Raw genomic sequence first — 293 nt, forward strand, 5'->3', positions numbered from 1 at the left:
GCTTAGACGGCTATATTGCGGACACAGAAGAGACATTGGACTGGCTAACGGATGTGAAAATGGACGGAGACGCCGGATACGGGGCATTCATTGAGACAGTTGATACAATCCTGCTTGGCAGGCGCACCTATGACTGGGTGATTGATCGTATAGACGGGGAATTCCCTTACGCCGATCAGCATTCTTATGTATTTACTTCTCATCCGAAAGAGGATGAAAGCAAAATTACGTTCACCTCGGAAGATGTGGCAAGCGTCGTGAAAACACTTAAGCAGCAACCGGGCGGCACGATT

1 protein-coding gene is annotated in these 293 nt (G+C 48.8%); it reads left to right on the forward strand.

The genetic code is table 11. From position 1 onward, the window contains the following. Positions 1–59 precede the first annotated feature (59 nt). Positions 60–293: dihydrofolate reductase family protein (locus tag SB822_RS56275; RefSeq protein WP_410859002.1), on the forward strand; the 234-nt coding region annotated here is incomplete at its 3' end.

The sequence above is a fragment of the Paraburkholderia sp. SIMBA_054 genome, from assembly GCF_046534875.1.
Classification (GTDB): Bacteria; Pseudomonadota; Gammaproteobacteria; order Burkholderiales; family Burkholderiaceae; genus Paraburkholderia; species Paraburkholderia hospita.